16 protein-coding genes are annotated in these 16,550 nt (G+C 61.3%); 2 read left to right on the top strand and 14 right to left on the bottom strand.

The window, feature by feature from the left end; translation table 11 throughout:
* Window positions 1-4: 4 nt before the first annotated feature.
* The 11 genes from VGB22_08925 to VGB22_08875 form a co-directional block, all read right to left on the bottom strand.
* Window positions 5-430 (bottom strand): hypothetical protein, encoded by a 426-nt coding sequence (locus tag VGB22_08925; GenBank protein HEX9751389.1) that lies wholly within the window; start codon window positions 428-430, stop codon window positions 5-7.
* 229 nt (window positions 431-659) lie between these two features.
* Window positions 660-2,087 (bottom strand): trypsin-like peptidase domain-containing protein, encoded by a 1,428-nt coding sequence (locus VGB22_08920; protein HEX9751388.1) that lies wholly within the window; start codon window positions 2,085-2,087, stop codon window positions 660-662.
* Window positions 2,088-2,109: 22 nt separating this feature from the next.
* Window positions 2,110-3,450, bottom strand: coding sequence for a cation:proton antiporter (locus VGB22_08915; protein ID HEX9751387.1), 1,341 nt, complete (start codon window positions 3,448-3,450; stop codon window positions 2,110-2,112).
* A 41-nt stretch (window positions 3,451-3,491) separates the two neighbouring features.
* Window positions 3,492-3,905, bottom strand: a complete 414-nt coding sequence (locus VGB22_08910) for a hypothetical protein (protein ID HEX9751386.1) — start codon at window positions 3,903-3,905, stop codon at window positions 3,492-3,494.
* On the bottom strand, window positions 3,902-5,404 hold the full coding sequence (locus tag VGB22_08905; protein HEX9751385.1) for a sigma-54 dependent transcriptional regulator: 1,503 nt from the start codon (window positions 5,402-5,404) through the stop codon (window positions 3,902-3,904). The genes VGB22_08910 and VGB22_08905 overlap by 4 nt, the downstream gene beginning before the upstream one ends.
* The gene (locus VGB22_08900) at window positions 5,322-6,119 is read right to left on the bottom strand and encodes a HAMP domain-containing sensor histidine kinase (protein ID HEX9751384.1); all 798 of its coding nucleotides are present in this window, start codon (window positions 6,117-6,119) and stop codon (window positions 5,322-5,324) included. The genes VGB22_08905 and VGB22_08900 overlap by 83 nt, the downstream gene beginning before the upstream one ends.
* Before the next feature lie 84 nt (window positions 6,120-6,203).
* Window positions 6,204-6,734, bottom strand: a complete 531-nt coding sequence (locus VGB22_08895) for a response regulator (GenBank protein HEX9751383.1) — start codon at window positions 6,732-6,734, stop codon at window positions 6,204-6,206.
* Window positions 6,731-7,156 carry a response regulator gene (locus tag VGB22_08890; protein HEX9751382.1) on the bottom strand — a complete coding sequence of 142 codons (426 nt, stop codon included), beginning with the start codon at window positions 7,154-7,156 and terminating at the stop codon, window positions 6,731-6,733. The genes VGB22_08895 and VGB22_08890 overlap by 4 nt, the downstream gene beginning before the upstream one ends.
* The gene (locus VGB22_08885) at window positions 7,153-7,527 is read right to left on the bottom strand and encodes an STAS domain-containing protein (protein HEX9751381.1); all 375 of its coding nucleotides are present in this window, start codon (window positions 7,525-7,527) and stop codon (window positions 7,153-7,155) included. The genes VGB22_08890 and VGB22_08885 overlap by 4 nt, the downstream gene beginning before the upstream one ends.
* 183 nt (window positions 7,528-7,710) lie before the next feature.
* Entirely contained in the window at window positions 7,711-8,931 is a 1,221-nt protein-coding gene (locus VGB22_08880; protein HEX9751380.1) for a dicarboxylate/amino acid:cation symporter, read from the bottom strand.
* Between the two features lie 10 nt (window positions 8,932-8,941).
* Window positions 8,942-10,057: an AI-2E family transporter gene (locus VGB22_08875; protein ID HEX9751379.1), complete on the bottom strand. Its 1,116-nt coding sequence runs from the start codon at window positions 10,055-10,057 to the stop codon at window positions 8,942-8,944.
* A gap of 148 nt (window positions 10,058-10,205) precedes the next feature.
* Here VGB22_08875 and VGB22_08870 point away from each other — a divergent pair, with 148 nt between their 5' ends.
* Both VGB22_08870 and VGB22_08865 read left to right on the top strand, forming a co-directional pair.
* Window positions 10,206-10,772 carry a methylated-DNA--[protein]-cysteine S-methyltransferase gene (locus VGB22_08870; protein ID HEX9751378.1) on the top strand — a complete coding sequence of 189 codons (567 nt, stop codon included), beginning with the start codon at window positions 10,206-10,208 and terminating at the stop codon, window positions 10,770-10,772.
* A 50-nt stretch (window positions 10,773-10,822) separates the two neighbouring features.
* The gene (locus tag VGB22_08865) at window positions 10,823-12,385 is read left to right on the top strand and encodes a DNA methyltransferase (GenBank protein ID HEX9751377.1); all 1,563 of its coding nucleotides are present in this window, start codon (window positions 10,823-10,825) and stop codon (window positions 12,383-12,385) included.
* Between the two features lie 6 nt (window positions 12,386-12,391).
* Here the strand turns inward: VGB22_08865 and VGB22_08860 are convergent, their stop codons facing one another.
* The 3 genes from VGB22_08860 to VGB22_08850 all read right to left on the bottom strand — a co-directional run bounded on the left by VGB22_08860 (window position 12,392) and on the right by VGB22_08850 (window position 16,548).
* Window positions 12,392-14,299, bottom strand: coding sequence for a bifunctional homocysteine S-methyltransferase/methylenetetrahydrofolate reductase (locus VGB22_08860; GenBank protein HEX9751376.1), 1,908 nt, complete (start codon window positions 14,297-14,299; stop codon window positions 12,392-12,394).
* A gap of 280 nt (window positions 14,300-14,579) precedes the next feature.
* Window positions 14,580-15,545 carry a methionine synthase gene (locus VGB22_08855; protein ID HEX9751375.1) on the bottom strand — a complete coding sequence of 322 codons (966 nt, stop codon included), beginning with the start codon at window positions 15,543-15,545 and terminating at the stop codon, window positions 14,580-14,582.
* Between the two features lie 10 nt (window positions 15,546-15,555).
* Window positions 15,556-16,548: a hypothetical protein gene (locus tag VGB22_08850; GenBank protein ID HEX9751374.1), complete on the bottom strand. Its 993-nt coding sequence runs from the start codon at window positions 16,546-16,548 to the stop codon at window positions 15,556-15,558.
* Window positions 16,549-16,550 lie beyond the last annotated feature (2 nt).

Raw genomic sequence — 16,550 nt, 5'->3', positions numbered from 1 at the left:
CCGATTACGTCTCGGCTTGATCGGCGGGCTTGAGTCTGCGTGCGGCACGCCGATGCCACCAGAAAATCGGAATCGCGACAATCAGCGTCATCAACGATTCCAGCAGATTCCAGAGTCCACGGCGTTTCTGGCCCTCAACGGCTGTCTGGCGATACTCCTCCCATTCCTGTCGCCACTGTGCATCGGACTTGTCGGGCTGTTGGGCGGTCTGATCTTCGCCCACAGCCGGTGCGGCCGGTCGGGGATTCGAACGCTTGTACTGCTCCAGCGTGGAGACTTTCTGCCACTCGTACTCGTTGATTGCCAGCTTGGGGAACAATATGCGCATCAGTCCGTGGCCTCCCTGGATCGCCGCGATCAGGATCACGATGATCCCGACCAGACTGACCAAGTGAAAATACGCCGCCCGCCAGTCGAACTTGCTCTTCATGCCCCCCCGCTTCTCGAACTGGGCGCAAGGTGAGTGGCCCCCGAACAGAGGGCAAGAACAATCTTCTTATGTTATCAGGGTCGGTCGTGCAGCTTTTTCGACGTCGGTCAGCCCAAGGGCTGACCCGCACGGGATCTTCTTATGTAATCACAGTCGGCCGTGCGGCTTTTCGACGTCGGTCAGCCCAAGGGCTGACCCGCACGGGTTTGTGCGGCGTGTCGGGCTGAGTCTATTCGCTGCGCAGTGCGACATAGATCAGCCGGGAGTCGCGTTCCACGCCGACAGCGACGGGGGTCCCTGCCGGAATCGGCTGCAGCGCGCGTCGCAGGGCGGCCAGGTCCTCGACCTCGGCGCCGTTGAGAGTGTAGATCACATCGCCCGGCAGAAAGCCGCTCTCCCACAACGCCGTTTCCCGCGATTGGGCGGCGACGACGATGCCCCACTCGTTTCGCAACGGCGGCAGCATCGACGCGATCGGACGATCCAAATCGAGCGCGAGGATTCCCAGTTGTGCGATCAGGTTTCGTTCGGGGGTGACATACACCGCGAAGCGACCGGGATCGCCGGGCCGTTCAATCACGCTGGTCGCCAGCCGCAGCGGTTGCCCATCACGGATGAGCTCAAGCTGGATCATGTCGCCGACCGCGCGCTGATACAGATTCACCGTAAACTGCCGCGCGTTCTCCATGATCTTGCCGTCGAGTGAATGGATCAGATCACCGGCGCGCAGACCGTCGCGTTCGGCCGGGCTGTCCGGATCGACATCGCTGACGATCACGCCCCACTGCTGCGGCAGACCGAGCGCCTCCGCCAGCAACGGCGTCACTGTCTGGGTGGCGGCGCCGATCGCGCCGCGACGGACGCGTCCGGTCGCCTTGATCTGTTCGTATACGGCGCGGACGATGTTGCTGGGCGCGGCGAATCCGAGCCCTTCGCTCCCGCCGGAGCGTGACAGAATGCTCGTGTTGATCCCGACGACGCGTCCATTGCCATCGATGAGCGGCCCGCCCGAATTGCCGGGATTGATCGGAGCGTCAGTCTGGATATAAATCATCGGGTCTTCCGGGGACATTTGCCGCGCCACGGCGCTGACCACACCGAGTGTCACGCTGTTGTCCAATCCCAGGGGGCTGCCGAAGGCGAGCACGATTTGTCCGGGGCGCAGCTCGTCGGAATCGCCGAACGTCAGATACGGCAGTCCTTTTCCCTCGACCTTCAGCACCGCCAGATCGGTTTCCTCATCCAGCCCGACCAACTGCGCGCCGTACACTTTCCCCAGCGGCCGCAGGATCGAATGCCACTGGTGCGACGGGTCCGGCGCGATCGGCAACATCACCTGCACCTGCCGGGACCCGCGCACGACATGGGCATTGGTGACGACATAGCCGTTCGGATCGAGAATGACTCCCGAGCCGCCGCTGCGCTGCAAGGAGAGCAGTTCCCCCGTGGCGCCGCCTCCGGGCGATCCGGGCACGTACCCGCTGGCGACAATCTGCACGACCGCCGGTGACACCGATGCGGCGATGGAGCCGAGCGCGTCGTTGATGCCGCCCAACTGTTGCAGCGATTTCGACTGGGACTGCGCCGCTCGGGCCTGCAGCACGAGCCCGACGGTGACAATCGCCGTCAGTATGTGAACGATGCGTCGGTGCCTCATATCTTTCACCTCACACAGTCTGCTACTCTGAAGCAACAGGTCTGTGCTGCTGCCGGGCGAAGGCCCAGGTGAGCACCGGCGGGGTCACCAACGTCGTCAGGATGACCATGATCACGACCGCGGAGTAGATGTCCGCGGTGACGATGCGTTCCCCACCCACGTGCAGCGAGAGACCGATTCCGGCGAAGATCAAACCCACCTCGCCGCGCGGTATCATCCCGAGACCGACGATCCAGCGATTGGTCGGCTCCGGCGATTTAACCACGCCGAAGGCGGACACCTGTTTACCGATGACGGCTGCCGCGGTCAGGACCGCGGCGAATCCCAGCACCGAGGTATCAGCGAAGGTCAACAGATCGACATGGATGCCCATGAGTACGAAGAACACCGGAACTAAGAACGTCATCACCGGTTCCAACGCCTCTTCAAGGTTGTGTTTGGCCATGTCGAGATGGCGGATGTCCTGGTACTTGACCGGATCGAGGACCAGACCGGCGGCGAAGGCGCCGACGATCGGCGCAAGACCGGCCCACGCCGCCGCGGCCGCGAAGAGAAAACACATCACGATCGACATGATCAGCAGCATCCCGTGCACGCGCAGATAGTTGGCGACCCGAAACAGCGACGGGTAGGTATACCGGCCGACGATGATCGATAATCCCAAAAAGAGGATTGCCTTGGCGACCAGCCAGAAGATCGCCGTCGACGACATCTCCGCGCCCGCATCGGCCGCCTGAATCATTCCGGACACGATCGCCAGAATGATCAGCCCCAATACGTCGTCGATGACGGCCGCACCCAGGACGATGCGCGCTTCGCGCGAATGCAGGCGGTTGATGTCTTTGAGGACCCGGGCGGTGATGCCCACCGATGTCGCGGTTAGCGTCGCGCCGAGAAACATGTGCATGTAAAACGAATGCTCCGGGTAAAACCAGATTCCCACGCCCCAGCCGAGCATGAAGGGCGCCACTACGCCCAACATCGCCACCAGAAACGACGACAGCCCGACATGGAGCATCTTGTCCAAATCCGACTCCAGGCCGACACCGAACAACAGCAGAATCACACCGAGTTCCGCGAGTACAGAGACAGTATGATTCTCCCCGATCGGTTCAAACCAGCCGATGCCCACCAGCGTCAGATTGCCGATCAGCACACCGGCGACCAACTCACCCAGTACGGCGGGCTGCTTCAGACGAATGGCGAGATCGCCGCCGATCTTGGCGCCGATCAGGATGGCCACCAGACTGATCAGCACTTCGACGATGTCGACGTTGCCCGTGCCCTCACCGTCGGCCGCCGCCCATGCAACAGCGGCCGTTGCCGCGACCAGGAGCACCGTCAGAGCCAAATGCTTGCGCACAGGGAGAACCTCGTCGTAGATGGCATGTCCGGATCGCGACTTCAGGATGCGCTTTGCGGACGCGGATGACTGAGAAACCAAAAGTTGACGGCGTATTCGTCGTCGAAGAACAGTTCGAATTCATATCGTCCGGCCAGCGGGCTGATGCCGTGATAGGTGCCGTCCCACGGGAGCATATAGCGTCCCGGCGTCTGCACGCCGATGGGGAAGATCAGGATCAACTCGCCGCTCATGTTCGTGATGCGCGCTTCCACGCGGCAGGTCTCATAGACCGTGTAACCGAAATTCGTCCCGGCCCAGATCGGGGTCCTGTTGAACTGGACATAGAAGTCTGCGATCGGAGCGGACGGATCGGTCGGCTGTGACGCACCGTCGCGCGGCACCGCGACACAGAGAAGCATCAACAGCGTCACCGGTGCTGTCAAGCGATGGCCGACAGTTCGCAAGCGGTTCATGCGTTGTTGTGATCGATGGCGGCCGGGTTGAGAGCGTCGGCGCCGGTCTCTTCGCCGCCGGGGGTCTTGATGCCGTATTCGTACAGCAGGTTGCGTATGGTCCGCGATGAAATCCCGAGCATATCGGCCGCCTGCGTTTGATTGCCGCCGCAGGCGTCCAGCGTCGCCAGCACGAGATTCTTTCTGGCGTCGCGCATGGTGGTGCCGACGCGAATGCCTTCGTCTTTGGGACGCGGCCCGCCGGCCAATAATTCGCCGGGGAAGTCCTCCGGCGTCAGCACGTCGCGCGCGGCGACGAGCACGGCCCGTTCCATGAAATTTTCCAGCTCGCGGATATTTCCCGGCCACGGATATTGATCGAAGAGTTTCATCACCGTCTCCGATGCGCGCCGGATGGTGCGCCCCGATGCCGCGTTGAACTGCCGAATGAAATGGTCGACCAGCTCCGGGATGTCGTCGCGACGGTCACGCAGCGGCGGCAGGTGCACCGGCAGCACATTGAGTCGATAGTACAGGTCGCGCCGAAACTCTCCGGATTCGATTTCCGCCGGCAAATCGCGATTGGTGGTGGCGATCACCCGCACGTCGACCGGAATGCGTTTTTCAGATCCCAGGCGCTGGACTTCCATTTCCTGCAACACGCGCAGCAACTTGGCCTGCAGGGCCCGCGTCATCTCCGAGATCTCGTCTAAGAGCAGTGTGCCGCCGTCGGCGACCTCGAATGCGCCCCGGCGCGTGCGCATCGCGCCGGTGAAGGCGCCCTTCTCGTGCCCGAACAGCTCGCTTTCGAACAACGTCTCCGGCAGCGCCGCGCAGTTGATCGCTTCGAATGGTCCTTCGCGCCGGTTGCCGCGGAAATGGATGGCGCGCGCGACGAGCTCTTTGCCCGTTCCGGTTTCACCCGAGATCAAAACGTTGGAGGCGGCGGTGGCGGCCTTGTCGATCGTATCGAAGACGCGTCGCATGACCGCCGACTGGCCGACCAACTGCTCGGCCGCGTAACGCTGTGTCACCGCCGCGCGCAGCATTTTGTTTTCCAGTTTGAGGCGACGGAACTCCAGCGCCCGTTCGACGATGGCCTCGGTCACGTCGGCGCCCACCGGCTTGAGCAGAAATTCGAAGGCGCCCGCCTTCATGGCGCGGACGGCATCCGGGACCTGCCCGTATGCGGTCATCATAATAACGACCGTCTCCGGTGACATCAGGCGGACCTTGTCGAGCAGTTGCAGGCCGTCCATGCCCTTCATGCGGACATCGGAGATGATCAGATCGTAATCGCGGCGCTGCATCCGCGTCAGCGCCGATTCGGCCGACTCCGACGAATCGACCTCGTAAGGCAGCGCGTTAAGCGTCGACACCAGCACGTCATTGACGAGCGGATCGTCATCGACCACGAGGATCGAATACGCCACGACGCTACCCTCTCCCCGCGTCGTTGGCTGCTGCCGGCGTGATGGGCAGTTCGATTCGGGCGACTGCGCCGCCGGTTGACGGGTCATTCGCGAGCGTGATCGTTCCGTCGTGCGCCTCGACGATCTTGCGCGCCATCGGCAGGCCCAGTCCGGTCCCGCTGCCGCTTTCGCTGACAAACGGCAGGAACAAGCGTTCCGCGTTGTCCGAATCGATTCCGGGGCCGGAATCGGCAATCGACAGGCACAGGCGCGATGCGCGCGATTCCGCCGTGACGACAACATGGCCGTCGCCGTTGAGTGCGCGGTCGGCATTGTCCAGGACGTTCCAGACGGCCTGACGCAGACACAGCACATCGCCGAGTCCCCAGCCGAGACGCTCGGGGACGCTGCGCTTCAGGACCAGTCTGCTGCCGCGACTCTGCAGATTGTCCTGGTACTGATCGAGCGCGACGGTGACAAACTTCGACCAATCGATCGGACGACGAGCCAGGCGCGTGTCGCGGACAAACTCCAGCATCCGGTCGATCGTCATCATGAGTTCGCCGGCGGCCGCATGCAGCCGCTCGGCCATTCGCTGGGCGCCGGAGTCGGAATGGCACTGGCGCGCCAGCAACTCCGCCAGGCCGACGATTCCGGCCAACGGACTGCGGATTTCGTGAACGGCGGTTGCGGTCATCTCGCCCAACTGCGCCAGGCGACGCAAGCGCGCGCCCTCATCCGTGCGTTCGCCCGCCCCGGCGTGGTCCGGCGCTATGCGCGACGATGATGTTGCGGTGCTCTTATGGTAAGTCGTGTCGGGCATTCCCCCCTCACGCGGGAGGAATATACCCCGGGCCTCTGGGGGCGCAATACCAAAGGGTACGACCGATCAGAATGGCGGGATGACTTACTTCGGTACACCAACGGCGGATGCTGTTTTGACCGCTGGGCGCGCGCCGGGGGACGTTGCCGTATCGATGCCTTGCTGCAAGCGGTATCGGCGCAGTTCACTTTCGACAGCCGTCAGACGCGTTTTCAACTCGTCAATCTGACGGGCGAACGACCGTTCCTTGATGGCGCGTTCGGTCAGTTCCTTGAGGTCTTGCAGCTTGAACGGCTTGATGATGTAATCGTACGCGCCGCGACGGATCGCTTCGATCGAGGAATCGATGGTCGGGTACCCGGTCATCATCACCACCGGCAGCGACGAATCCAACCGCACGATCTCCGAGAGCACCTCGATCCCGCCTCTGCCGGGCATCTTCAGATCGACCAGCGCGACATCGAACGACTCATTGCGGCAGGCGTGCAGGCCGGCATCGCCGTCGGGCGCGGCGGTCACCGAATAATCGAGCTTCGTGAAGAAATCGTGCAGCAAATCGCGCACGAACAACTCGTCATCGATGACGAGAATGCGTACACCATCGGGGCGGTTCATGATACGTCTCCTCCCGCGCGGCCGGCCGATGCCTGACTGGTGACCCGGGCCATGGCGTTTTCGACCGACTTGTGCAGGTGTTTGACGTTAAACGGTTTGATGAAGTAGTCGTCGGCATGCTTGCGAATCGCCGCGACCGCCGTCTCCACGGAAGGAAAGCCGGTCATGAAGATGATCGGCAGATCGGCATCGGCAGCGCGCATCCGGTCGGCCAGTTCCAGGCCGTCGATGTCGGGCATGCGAATATCGAGAATCGCCGAGTCGAAGCTCGACTTGTTCATCAAATCCAGCGCGCGCTGGCCGCACTCGGCCACGGCGATGTCATAGTCACACCCGATGAAGTAGTCATAGAGCAGATCGCGGATGAGCAGTTCATCATCGACGATGAGAATCTTCTTTTTGCGAAACCCCTGTGGCATCATCCGCGCTCCGATTTGACGGCCGGCATCGGTGCCGCCGCCGACAGGATGGCCATCGCCGTCTCGCGGTCGTGGTGGAGATCGAAGATGCGATCCAGGCAGGTTAGACGCATGACTTCATCGACGAACGGCGTCAGGGAGCACAGGACCAGTTGCCCCCCCGCCAGACGCACGTCCTTGAACACCGACAGCAAGCGGCCCAAACCCGAACTGTTGATGAAATCCAGAGCGCGGCAATCCAGCACGAATGCCAGACGGCCGTCCTGCAGCGCCTGGTGCATGCGATCCTTCAGCGCGCTGGAACTCACCATGTCGAGTCGTCCGGAAAGCTGGACAACGTCGATGTTGTCGTGCCGTTCGATGCGAATCTCCATCGGTAATCGTCTCCGGCGATGGTTCTCTGACAGAGCAGTGATGATGTCGTCGCCAGAGGCGACGGTGGCTGTGAGCGGGAGGCCACTGTGCGGATCGTAAGCGGTCGCCCCCCATGGTGATTATCGGCCAACGGCCGAATCTCTCCACGGGCCCGGGATTGCCGAAAAGGACGGATATGGGGCTTATGAGACGGTCGGAGAAGCGGCTTCCAGACGGCGATCGACGACGGCCGCGCCGACACAGTCACCCCAGACATTCACGGCCGTGCGGTAGCGGTCCAGCAGCCAGTCGATGACGAGAATCAGCGCGATCCCCTCAACCGGAAGGCCGACGGCATTCAGGACGAGGACCATGGTGACCAGCCCCGCCTCGGGGATGCCGGCGGCGCCGATGGACGCTAAAGTGGCGGTTATAGCAACAACGATCAACTCAAATGGCCCCATGGCGATACCATAGGCCTGTGAAATGAAGATCACCGCCACGGCCTCGTAGAGTGCGGTCCCATCCATGTTGATCGTTGCGCCCAGCGGCAGGACAAAGCCGACGGTCGAGGGGGTGACTTTATTATTGTCTTCGCTGCAACGGATGGTCTCCGGCAGGGTCGCCGAGGATGACGCAGTCGCAAAAGCGGTCAGGATCGCTGAGAGAACCCCATAAGCGTACCGGATAACCGAACGCCTTCCCAGGACCAGGAGGATCAGGGGCAGGATGATGAAGGAATGAATGGTCAGCCCCACGATCACCACGAGGGAGTAGCGTCCGATGCCGGCGAGCGCGTGGCCGATTTCGGTCCATCCCCCCTTCGCGCCGAGAATGCCCGCCACCAGTCCCATGATCCCCAGCGGGGCGAAGAGCATCAGCGCGCGGACGAGATAGAGCACGGCATCATTGAGGCGAAAAACAAATGCCCGCACCTGCGGGAACTCGTCGCGATACCGCACCAAAAACACGCCGAAGAGAATCGCGACCAGGATGATCGGAATCGCCTCGGTCTCGACTAACGCGGCAAAGAAGTTCGAGGGGACCATCGAGTCGACGAAGTCCAGCGCGCTTTTGGCCTCGCGCGTGTAGTGCTCGGTCGGGGGCGGCACACCATCGCCGGGACGCATGCTTACAACGAGGACCAATCCGAGAACGACCGCGATCACCGAGGTGAGGAGGTAATAGGCGATGGTCACGCGGGCGATCTTGCCCATGTTGCGCAGGTCGCCCATGCCCGCAATGCCCACGGTCACCGACAGGAAAATGAGCGGGATGACCAGGAATTTGAGCGCGTTGAGGAAGATGTAGCCGAAGACTCCCAGGATCGATGTCAACCGGGGCGACAGTCCCGCGACCAACAGCCCGAGCACGAGCCCCGCAGCGATCAGCAGGAGATTGTATTTGCGCAGCAACGCGATCATCAGACGACCATCAGGCCGGGGTCGGCTCCTGTTGCGGCGCTTTGGCGGGCATTCCGGGATCGGCGCCGGGACGCAGGGCGAAACGGTACAGCTCGAACATCGCCACGAACACCGCGGCGATCACCGGGCCGACAACCAGACCGAGAATGCCGAACACCGCCAATCCGCCCGCGATCGAGAAAAACAGCAGCAACGGGTGCAGGCGTGTGCGTCCGGAAATGAGAATCGGGCGCAGGATATTGTCGATCTGCGAGACCACGACGGTTCCCAGGATCAACAGGATGACTCCCTTGATAACCGCACCGCCCAGAATCAAACCGATTGCGGCGGGGATATAGATGAGGAACGCCCCCAACAGCGGAATCAACGACAGAAATCCCATGACCGCGCCCCAGAACACCGGCGAGTGCAGACCGAGAATCCAAAAGAGCAGGCCGCCGAGAAACCCTTGCAGGAGCCCGACGGCCAGGCCGCCGTACATCGTCGCGCGCACGACCTCGGCGATGTGATGCAGCATGGCCGCAGCGCGTTCATCCGGCAGCGGAATCGATTCCGAAATCCATCCGACCAGCGTGTCGCCGTCCTTGAAGAGATAGTAGGCGGTCAACAGCATGAGGATAAACTTGAAACCGGCGTTGCCGATGTTGGCCACAAACGATGTTGTGCTCTGCACGATATAGCGGCTGATCGAACTGAGAGTCTTGACCAATGACGACTGCAAATCGGCTTGTGATATGCCGAATGTCCTCTCCAGCCACGCCGTGACGCGTCCAATGATCGGATGGCCGACGATGTCCTGCCATGAGGCGCCATCCTCGCCGAGCCGTTCCTGAATGAACGAATACAGCGCGCCCGCCTCCCCGACCAGAGCGGTTGCCAGGTACGCCACCGGGCCGACGATGAGCAACGTGAGGATGGCCGTCGTCATTGACGCCGCCACGGCTTTGCGATGAATCCGTCGGGAGATCCACAGGTGCAGCGGACGAAAGGTGATGACCAGCACGGCACCCCAGGCGATGGGCGCGAAGAACGGAACCATCACGCGGTAAAACAGATAGAAGACGGCGAGGATCAGAGCCAACAGCGCCACCCCGAAGAGAGTCTCCCGTTTGATCAGTTCGGTCATGATGATTCGGAGCGAAGCGGTGCCGGAATCACGACTGTCAAAGTACCATCATGCCGCCGGGCCGCAAGCACAATCCAACAAAGTGATAGATCGGCGACATTTCCGCCTATAATCTGTCATCGGCTGATTCGATCAGGAGGGAAGCGATATGGCGAAGACCAGCGAGCACGTCCGTTACGGGCACATCACAACACGGGATGTCGGCGAAGTCTGGTACGCCGAGAGCGACCGCGGATTGTGGCGCATCGAATTTGATTCGAGCAAGACACACTTTCTTGAACATCTCGCCGCCGATGGGGTCAGCGCGGTCCTCGATGAACGCGGTACATCGGCAACGCGCCGGGCGCTGCGCGAGTACTTTGACGGTCTGCGACAATCATTCGATCTGAAGATCGACTGGTCGCGACTCAACGGGTTCGACCGCAAGGCGCTGCAGATCTGCGCGCGTATACCCCATGGACAGACTCTGTCGTATGGCGAGATTGCCCGACGCGCCGGTTCACCGGGCGCGGCCCGCGCGGTCGGTCAGGCGATGGGAAAGAATCCGTTTCCCATCGTTGTCCCCTGCCATCGGGTGCTGCGCTCCGATGGCACGCTGGGCGGATTCGGCGGCGGCGTGAATCTCAAGCGGGCGCTGTTGGAATTGGAGAGGGCGGCGATTCCGGGCGAGGGGATCATGCCGAAGTCTTCAAGGAAAGTTCCATCACGTCTCTAACGGAAGCGCCTTGCAACCGAACCGCTGCGGTGGTTCTTTGAGTCTTGCCTATGGAACCCGGTACCGAAAACACGCTCTATTACGGCGATAATTTGGATGTCCTGCGCCGTTACATCGCTGATGAGTCGGTCGATCTGATCTATCTTGACCCCCCATTCAACAGCGCGCAGGACTACAATGTGCTGTTCCGCGAGCAGGACGGCACGCGCTCCGCATCGCAGATCAAAGCATTTGAGGATACATGGCGCTGGGACGAGGCGGCCGCCCGGACTTATCAGGAAACGGTCGAGTCCGGGTGTCGCGTGTCGCTGGCCATGCAGGGGTTTCGCGCGCTCCTCGGCAATTCCGATATGCTGGCGTACTTGTCGATGATGGCGCCGCGCTTGGTTGAACTTCGTCGTGTGTTGAGACCGTCGGGCAGCATCTATTTGCACTGCGACCCGACGGCGAGCCATTATTTGAAGCTGTTGTTGGATGCGGTGTTTGGACCCACTGCGTTCCGGAACGAGATAGTCTGGAGGAGGACACCATTTTCCGGCAGCAGCAAAGCGAGGGCGCGACAACTGCCCAGAAGCCACGATGTCATCTACTTCTACTCGAAAGATGCGGACTGGATATGGAATGCACCCACTGTGCCCTACTCACAGGAGTATTTGGAACGATTCAAGTGGAAGGATGACAGGGGGCTCTATCGAAAGACGCTCCTGAAAACTTACAGTGAGCCGACGCTTGAGCGTCTTCGTGCCGAAAATCGCCTCATCGAACCCATCGAGGAAGGTGCAAAGTTCTCTTATAAACAGTACCTGGATGAGAGCCCCGGATTCAGGCAAATCGATGACATTTGGGTGGACATTAACATGATCAACCCGGTCGCCAAGGAACGCCTTGGCTACCCCACCCAAAAGCCCGAAGCGCTGTTGGAGCGCATCCTCTCGGCCAGCAGCAACGAGGGCGATCTGGTGCTCGATCCGTTCTGCGGCTGCGGCACGACGATCGCCGCCGCGCAACGGCTCAATCGCCGCTGGATCGGAATCGATGTCACGCATCTGGCAATCACCCTCATTCGTCATCGGCTCAAGGACGCATTCGGAGATGAGGCCAAGTACAAAATCATCGGCGAACCGACTTCCCTTCCGGATGCCCAAACTTTAGCAGCTTCTGATAGATTCCAATTCCAGTGGTGGGCGTTGGGTCTTGTCGGGGCTCGGCCCGCTGAACAGAAGAAGGGCGCGGATCAGGGAATCGATGGTCGTCTCTACTTCCATGACGAAGGAGCCAAGGGCAGCACCAAGCAGATTGTGCTGTCCGTAAAGAGCGGCGGTGTTTCGGTGAAAGACGTGCGCGATATACGCGGAGTGATTGAACGTGAAAAGGCGGCGATTGGTGTGTTAATCACATTGGAAGAGCCCACGCGGCCGATGCGCTCAGAGGCCGCCGGGGCAGGAATCTACAGTTCGCCGTGGGGCACCAAACATCCGGTGCTGCAAGTTCTCACGATCCAGGACCTGCTGGCGGGCAAAGGCATCGATTATCCCGTCGCCACCAACCGGACATTCAAAAGGGCGCCGCGCAGCAAACCCAAGGACAATCGCACGCAATTGATGGCACTTTGAGCGGCCCTACGCCCGTATCCGATCCTCGATAATCTCATCGGGAACGGCATTCGGCTCGACGAAACCCTCGATCACGCGCAGACAGGTTTCGTAGCGGCCGAATGACGGCATGAGGTACACGCCGTCAACCAATGACCGCGCTGTTTCCAGCAGAGACCGGCAGATCTCGATCCCCAGTTCGGCTCCCCTGTCCCCTGCTTTTTCGATACTGCGAAGGTCTTCTTCAGGGACCACGACCCCCGGAACTTCATGATGCATGAAGTTGGCGTGACGAAACGACATCAGGGGCAGCAGTCCCAGAAAGATCGGAATGCGGACATCGCCTATGGCATCGAGGCATCGCTGCAACGGTTCGATACGATACAACGGCTGCGTGAACGCGTAATGCGCGCCTGCTTCGACTTTGCGACGAAACCGTTTGATTTCGGACTCCAGATTATCGGCGACCGGATTGAGCGCCACGCCAATGCAGAAATCGGTGGCATGGCCGATCGAGGCGCCGGCAAAATCGGCGCCTTCGTTCATCGCCTGCAGGATGCGCACCAGTCCGATCGAGTCGACATCGTAGACGCCGGTGATATGCGGGTAGTCGCCGACCGACGGCGGATCGCCCGTGATCGCCAGCACATTGCGCACGCCGAGCGCATGCGCGCCGATCAGATCGGACTGAATCCCCATCAAATTGCGGTCGCGGCAGCAGAAATGCAGGATCGTCTCGATGCCGACTTCGCGTTCGATGAGCGCGGCGGTGGCGATGGCGCTCATGCGAACGCGCGCCATCGGTGAATCGCCGATGTTGACCGCGTCGGCGCCCCGGCTCAGACACAATCGCGCGCCCTCGATCACCTTGCGGGGATTGGTTCCCTTCGGCGGATCCAGCTCGACGGAAATCTGAAAGCGCCGTCTAAGGTTGCGGCAGAAACCCGAGCGACGATGATCACGCTGCGGCTCCGGCGGCTCATCCCGCTCGGAAATCGCAATGGACACATGCGGCGCGGTGTCGCGCGAGCGTGTCTCCCAATGGCGCAGCGCCTGCGCCATCGCCGCGATGTGCTGGGGCGTGGTACCGCAGCAGCCGCCGATGATGCGCGCGCCACTGGCCAGGAACGGTCCGACAAATGACGCGAAATACTCCGGACCGGCAGTGTATACAAACCGGCCGTCGACCAACTGCGGCATCCCGGCATTGGGCATCGCTGCCAATGGACGCCCCGCCACAGCCGACATGCTGTGCAGCACCTCGAGCATTCCCTGCGGCCCGACGGAACAGTTGGCGCCGATGACATCCACCGCCAGTCCCTGCAAGTGCTCCACGACTTCGCGGGGCGATTTTCCGGTGAGCGTGGTGCCGGCATCGGTGAACGTCATCGAGGCGATGATCGGAACATCGCGCGTCAGTTCGCGGACAGCATGGACCGCGGCTGTGATTTCATCGAGGTCCGACATCGTCTCGAAGATGAAGAGATCGACCCCCCCCTCCAGCAGCGCGGCGGCCTGTTGCGAGAAGATTTCCTGCGCCTCACGGATGGTCACCGAGCCCAACGGAGCGAGCCGTTGCCCCAGGGGACCGATCGAACCCATGACCAGCGCGTCGCTGCCGACGATTTCACGGGCTTCGCGGGCCAGCTTTGCGCCGGCGAAGTTGACATCGCGAACTTTGTCCTCGAAGCCGTGACGCGCCAGCCGGACCCGATTGCCGCCGAATGTGTTTGTCGTGATGAGTCGGGCACCGGAAGCGATGTAGTCCTCGTGCAACGAGCGAACAAGGTCGCGTCGGGAGAGATTCAGCTCGTCGAAGCAGTGCTCGAACGAGACGCCGCGTTCGTAGAGCATGGTGCCCATGCCGCCATCGGCCAAAAGCGGACCGTGCGACAGGCGCTCCAGCAGGGGGTGATCGGTGGTGCTTTCAGACATGGTCAGTGACGAAGGTCAGGGGTACGCCTCAGTTTGAGAATCCTCACGCTCCCCGTACTTCGTACGGGGTCGGTTCGAAATGACATTGGGTACGATTTCGTTTCATACATTTGCGTGCGGGTCAGCCCTTGGGCTGACCGGCACCGCAAGGGTCCGGGCCACAACCCAGTTTGAGATTCCTCACGCTCCCCGTACTTCGTACGGGGTCGGTTCGAAATGACATTGGGTACGATTTCGTTTCACACATTGTCTGTGTCGCTGACCAAGGTCAGCGGCACGACTACTGCAAACGCATCTCCCGTTTGATGTCCTGCACGGCCTCGACCAATACGCGCAACTTCGCCTTGGCTTCGTCGACCGTTCGCGTCTTCAGACCGCAATCGGGATCGAACCATACCTGCTCGGGGCTGAAGACTTCGAGCGAACGGCGGATGCCCTCTTTGACCTGCTCTTTGGTTTCCAGCACATGGGAGTGCACATCGAGGACGCCGACGGAAATCTTCTTCGTGAATCGCGGCGTCCGAAAGATGTCGAGGTTGTTGAAGTGTGAGTTGGCGAATTCCAAATCGAGCATATCGACCGGAAGCGACAGAATGCGCGGGTAGATCGTCCGGAAATCGCCATAACAGATGTGGCTGATGGTCGTCGCTTTGATGCCGTCGGTGACGATCGCCATCGCCGCGATCGCCAGATCGATTTCATCGGGACGTGTCGAGATCGCCGGTTCGTCGATCTGAATGTAGCGCGCGCCCGCCGCTTCCAGATCGGCGACTTCCTCGTGGATGATGTGTGCCAGCGCCAGCACCGCTTCGCGGCGCGTGGTGTAATGTTCGTCGAACGACCAGTCGCACATCGTGTACGGCCCGGTCAGCATCCCCTTGACCGGTCGGCTGGTCAGCGATTGCGCAAACTCGAACGCTGCAACCGACATCGGCTTGTTGCGCACCAATGCGGATTCGATGATCGGTTTGCGGTAGTAACGGTTGCCATAGGATCGCACCAGCCCGGAGACGCCGTATCCCTCGAGCTGTTCGGCGAAATAGGTGGTCATGTCGCCGCGTTCCATTTCGCCGTGCACGAGGATATCAATGCCGATCTGTTCTTGTGCGTGAATCCATTCGGTCGTGGCGCGGCGTTCGAGATCGACCAGTTCCGTATCGCCGATGCGTCCGCGTTGGTGTTCCGCGCGCGCCTTGGTCAGGTACGGCGGTTTGGGAAACGATCCGACGCTTGTGGTTTCCAGCATGTTGCCTCTCTCAGTCGGCCTGCGCCGCCGGTTGACGGACATGACGGACCGCTTCGGTCAGTCGTTTCAGCTTCCGGACCGCGTTTTCATACGGCAGGAACTCCAGCGCCGCCGACGGCGACACAAAGCACACGGGCCATTGCCCGGCGCCCTGATCGATCAGGCGTTCGAGTTGGAGTCCGATACGGCCCGCCGGTTCCAGACGTGTCGTGCGCGCATCGAGCAATCCAAAGCAACGTCCTTTGTTCGACGGCCCGCCGCAGAGAAGCGCAAAGTTTTCCGGATGCGTGGCGCAGTCGGCCCCGATGGCAGTCACCGGAAGTGCCCAGAGCGGGTCGATCACGGTCCTTAGCGAACAGAAATACGAGTAGACCAGTGTCTTGACGCGCACACCATCGACCGCATCGCGAATCGCGGCGACCGCTTCTTTGATGCGTTCGGGTGCAAACCCAAGAAACGGTTCATCAAGCTGCACCCACTCCGCGCCGGCGTCGGCCAGCGCTGAGAGCTCACGGCGCACCAATTGGGCGCAGTCGGCCAGCAGCGAACCATGGTCCTGGTAATGCTCGTTTTGGCAGAACTGCGCCAGCGAAAAGGGCCCGCAGACAGACGCCATGAGCGGCCGGTCGGTGCAGGATTTCAGGAAGCGGAAATCCTCCGCCGCCGCCGAACGCACGAATTTGATCGGCCCGGTGATGACGGGGCGGCGATAGTAGACATTGTTGTCGAAGTAGCGGATCAGGCCGCCGATCGCAAAGCCGTCATGCGCCGCCGCCAACGGCGTCGCCGGGTCATCCCAACGGATGCGTCCGTCGGTGATCCGATCGATGCCCGCGTCGGTCTGATCGGATACGGTGAAACGGATCGTGTCCCGAACGGCTGCTTCGACTTCCGCGGCCGTTGCGCGTTCCTTGTCGAACTGATTGCGCACGGCGCGTAAGTTGACCGGATGCGCGCCGTCGAAGATCTTCGGTTGATTGCCGATTAAGATTGCCTCGAACACAC

It is taken from the genome of Candidatus Zixiibacteriota bacterium, assembly GCA_036397555.1.
Lineage (GTDB): Bacteria > Zixibacteria > MSB-5A5 > WJJR01 > WJJR01 > DATKYL01.
This window is presented reverse-complemented; position numbering and strand designations above follow the sequence as displayed.

Bases quoted from the DNA above. Each gene is read 5' to 3' on its own strand.
- VGB22_08910 (HEX9751386.1), bottom strand. From the start codon at position 3,905: ATGAACCGCTTGCGAACTGTCGGCCATCGCTTGACAGCACCGGTGACG.
- VGB22_08885 (HEX9751381.1), bottom strand. From the start codon at position 7,527: ATGGAGATTCGCATCGAACGGCACGACAACATCGACGTTGTCCAGCTT.
- VGB22_08865 (HEX9751377.1), top strand. From the start codon at position 10,823: ATGGAACCCGGTACCGAAAACACGCTCTATTACGGCGATAATTTGGAT.
- VGB22_08900 (HEX9751384.1), bottom strand. From the start codon at position 6,119: ATGCCCGACACGACTTACCATAAGAGCACCGCAACATCATCGTCGCGC.
- VGB22_08925 (HEX9751389.1), bottom strand. From the start codon at position 430: ATGAAGAGCAAGTTCGACTGGCGGGCGGCGTATTTTCACTTGGTCAGT.
- VGB22_08860 (HEX9751376.1), bottom strand. From the start codon at position 14,299: ATGTCTGAAAGCACCACCGATCACCCCCTGCTGGAGCGCCTGTCGCAC.
- VGB22_08920 (HEX9751388.1), bottom strand. From the start codon at position 2,087: ATGAGGCACCGACGCATCGTTCACATACTGACGGCGATTGTCACCGTC.
- VGB22_08905 (HEX9751385.1), bottom strand. From the start codon at position 5,404: ATGACCCGTCAACCGGCGGCGCAGTCGCCCGAATCGAACTGCCCATCA.
- VGB22_08875 (HEX9751379.1), bottom strand. From the start codon at position 10,057: ATGACCGAACTGATCAAACGGGAGACTCTCTTCGGGGTGGCGCTGTTG.
- VGB22_08870 (HEX9751378.1), top strand. From the start codon at position 10,206: ATGGCGAAGACCAGCGAGCACGTCCGTTACGGGCACATCACAACACGG.
- VGB22_08890 (HEX9751382.1), bottom strand. From the start codon at position 7,156: ATGATGCCACAGGGGTTTCGCAAAAAGAAGATTCTCATCGTCGATGAT.
- VGB22_08855 (HEX9751375.1), bottom strand. From the start codon at position 15,545: ATGCTGGAAACCACAAGCGTCGGATCGTTTCCCAAACCGCCGTACCTG.
- VGB22_08895 (HEX9751383.1), bottom strand. From the start codon at position 6,734: ATGAACCGCCCCGATGGTGTACGCATTCTCGTCATCGATGACGAGTTG.
- VGB22_08880 (HEX9751380.1), bottom strand. From the start codon at position 8,931: ATGATCGCGTTGCTGCGCAAATACAATCTCCTGCTGATCGCTGCGGGG.